This window comes from Persicitalea sp. (assembly GCF_041751555.1).
Taxonomy (GTDB): Bacteria; Bacteroidota; Bacteroidia; order Cytophagales; family Spirosomataceae; genus Persicitalea.
The window spans coordinates 1-3,134 of record NZ_JBGSXF010000605.1 but is presented as its reverse complement, the minus strand read 5'-3'; the positions used below and the strand labels follow the sequence as shown (position 1 = coordinate 3,134).

Sequence of the window (3,134 nt, the reverse complement as noted above, 5' to 3'; positions counted from 1 at the left end):
ACACATACCGCTGGTCAATGCCCGGCGAAACCTGAATCGTAAACTGCACTTTTTGTTTAAAGCGCATGGCCTCCAGTTCGATGTAGAGTTGCAGGGCTTCCAGTTCGTTTTGTAAGGGCACTAGTTCGGAGCGTGAGTTTTCCAGCACCAGCCGAATCAACCGACTGAACTTGGTAAGGTAATCGGAGGCTTTGTCGGCCTCATTGTCGAGGGTGTAGAGCTTGATGGAGTTGAGGCAGTTGAAGATGAAGTGCGGGTTCATCTGGGCGCGAAGAGCAGTCATTTCCGTATCGGCTAATTTCTGCTCGAACTCGGTTTCGAGTTGGCGGATGTGCTGTTGTTCCATCATGCGGCTTTGTTGTTCAATTTCATAGGTGCGCTGGGCTAGTTGAATTTCTAGATCCTGGGTGTAATGCACCTGAATCTGGCGATTCTGTATTGCAATCAATCGACTCAGATAAGCGCGGGCTAGCGCGAAACAAAAAGCTTCGATGGCTAATCCCATTATAACCCAGAAAAACGGATCATTAAAGAACGAAGCGAATATAGGGGAAATATTATGACTGTAAAGGCCGAGAGAGCCAGGGATAAAAGAAATACCCAGTAAACTAAGAATACCTATTAGGAGGTAAATCCGAATAGGTGATTGGCTTCGAATCACTGTAGCCAATAAAATGGCCGTTGCCAGGCCAGAGGGTACCATTGCATAGGTATAAATGCTGTTACTGGCAAAAAGTGGATACCCGTAAATCCACTCAACCACTGCGAGAATTTCTTGTGCGGCTAACAATATCAAAAGTCCACTCAATACCCGCCAGGTTCGAGGAAAATTGGCTCGTACTGCCAGTATATCTACGACAAATAAAATGTAAAAAGCAGTAATCAGCGCAACATGAAATGGGCCAATGTCATCCGACACACGATGTGGGAATACCAAGTCCAAAGTGAATTTGTAATTCATGTGGTGAAGCGAAAACAACACACTCGTCCCCGTGTACAAGGTGTAGAAAAGATAGGCCCAATTCCGGCTGATGATAAATGAGTACAAAGAATATAGGCTCATAAACATCAATCCGCCAGTCAGTAATGACATGGCTGCCAATAGAAGTTTTTCAGCATCATTCTTGGGGCCAAAATGATTGGTAATACTTTCTGATACGGTCATTAACGTTGAGGAGATCTGGTGAGGATGCCAGATATAGCCAAATACGCGAACGATATAGGTTCGGGTGGTTGCAGGCGGAATGGTAAGTGGTAAAGCAAACGGACTGGGCCGGGCTTTAGGCATATAGAAAATACCTGTATGACCAATTGGGCGGCCCGTTTCGTAGAGTGTTACATGGCCATGAACACCCGTATAATGAAGGAGCCGCAACGTATCAGTAGGATGTGCATTGCGAAGGGTGAACCGCAACCAGGTCACCATGACTGACTGATCAGAAAAAGTGGTTCGCTCATTACGTTTTTCGGCAAAAGGCCGGAACTGCTGCCGACGTATCACCGATAGCGGTAGCGTATCGCCTGAGGGGTCCTCGTAGAATGACGTGTATGGCCCAATGTCCATTTGGGCGGTCGGTAATTTACCCGGCAAAATTAATACTTTCTCCTGCCCGAAGGCAGCAGCCCAATTCAAAAGCAGCGTCAAGAACAGAAGCAGGCGCATAGGGTCGTAAAATAATACAACAAGGTACTGATAAACAGGAACACCTTCTATCTCCCACCGGGTGAAGTGTAGGCTGTTTTGAGTGAGCGGTCGTTTTTTCGCGCGAAGCGGATAATCGAAAGATTTTCCGCCGTTTGCTCACTCGCTCATTGAATCTGCTCCCCACGCAGAAAATGAGTGCATTCACGCGAATCCGGTGGAATGCGTGTCGGCTCTTTAGCAACTTTGTCCGACTAAGCATCTGACAACCAAATGCTCAAAAGCAACTGGTTGTGGAAACAGATTTCTAAACCAGTAAAAAAAAACAGCTATGAAAGCATTCGTCAACTACCCCGCCCCTGTTCTCCGTCCCACCCGCGCCGCTCTCTGGCTGCTGCTCCTCACTCTGGCCTTGACCAGTTTGCACCAGCCGGGTTTCGCCCAGAAAAAAGAACACCCGATTTTACGAACCTCACAGGCCGAAACCGATTCGACCCGGGGTTACTGGGAACTCAGAACGCTGGTGGATACCCGCATGACGGTGATACAGTTTTTCGACCCTAACCGCCAGTTGCTCTACCAGGAATCGCTGCCCGAAAAATGGGTGAAGCCAACGCCCCACAACCGGCGGCAGTTCGATCGGCTTTTGCATGAATTGATGGCCCAACGACTCGTGACGAGGCGGATCAAAACCGAAAGGCTGCCCACGCTGCTGCCGGAGGTCCGCCTGCCGCTGGTCAAACTAGGTGCTGACCGGAAACAGAACGCCCCCGGTGAAGAAATGCCTTACACGATATCGGCTTTCGTCAACCAAGCGGGTGTACTTCGGTTACTGGTCGATAGCCCGCTCAGAGAGCGATACAAGATAGAACTAACGGACGAGCGCGGGAACCTGCACTACCAGGAATTCAACAACCTCGCCCATTACCGTCGCCGGCTCGACGTCTCCGCGCTGGGTTCGGGTTCCTATTCGCTTCTTGTCCGCATCGCCGGGCATGATGTCCGCTACGAGTTGAAAAATGGGAGCATCACGCGCCTCTACCAACTGGATTCCCTGGCCGTTAACCAACGATAGCCGGATTGGAAAACAGGTATAGCTTATCGATCGCAGCGGGTAAAGTGCAGGTTCTTATAAGTGAGGGGTTGTTTTTTTGCGTGAAGCAGATAATCGCAGGATTGATTTCCCGCCATTTGCCCACTCACTCATTGAATCGGCTCCTCACACAGAAAATAAGTGCGTTCACGCTTGCCCATAACGCCTGTACCGCTAAAGTACCTCAAATCAGACCGGAAACTAAACGGGTGTTGTTGGGTATCAAGTAAATCAGTAAATTTTCCCGGCAAAAAAACCTGATTTCGCTATGGAGACTACAATGCATAAAGGCCAATTCGGGAATCCAGCTCTGATAGAGTTTGTTTTGGGCTACGAAGTTATTCGCTTTGTGTTCAGTCGCGATGTCGCTCTGCCAGTCTATCACCATACGCCCCTCCC

General features: G+C 49.1%; 2 protein-coding genes. One reads left to right on the top strand and one right to left on the bottom strand.

Translation table 11 applies throughout. The annotated features are described in order from the left end of the window. Positions 1-1,645: histidine kinase (locus tag ACEW8P_RS21495; RefSeq protein WP_373515124.1), on the bottom strand; the 1,645-nt coding region annotated here is incomplete at its 3' end. A gap of 328 nt (positions 1,646-1,973) precedes the next feature. Here ACEW8P_RS21495 and ACEW8P_RS21490 point away from each other — a divergent pair. Then, positions 1,974-2,717, top strand: coding sequence for a hypothetical protein (locus ACEW8P_RS21490; protein WP_373515123.1), 744 nt, complete (start codon positions 1,974-1,976; stop codon positions 2,715-2,717). Positions 2,718-3,134: the final 417 nt, after the last annotated feature.

Coding starts and splice junctions, on each gene's coding strand:
- ACEW8P_RS21490 (WP_373515123.1), top strand. CDS start 1,974: ATGAAAGCATTCGTCAACTACCCCGCCCCTGTTCTCCGTCCCACCCGC.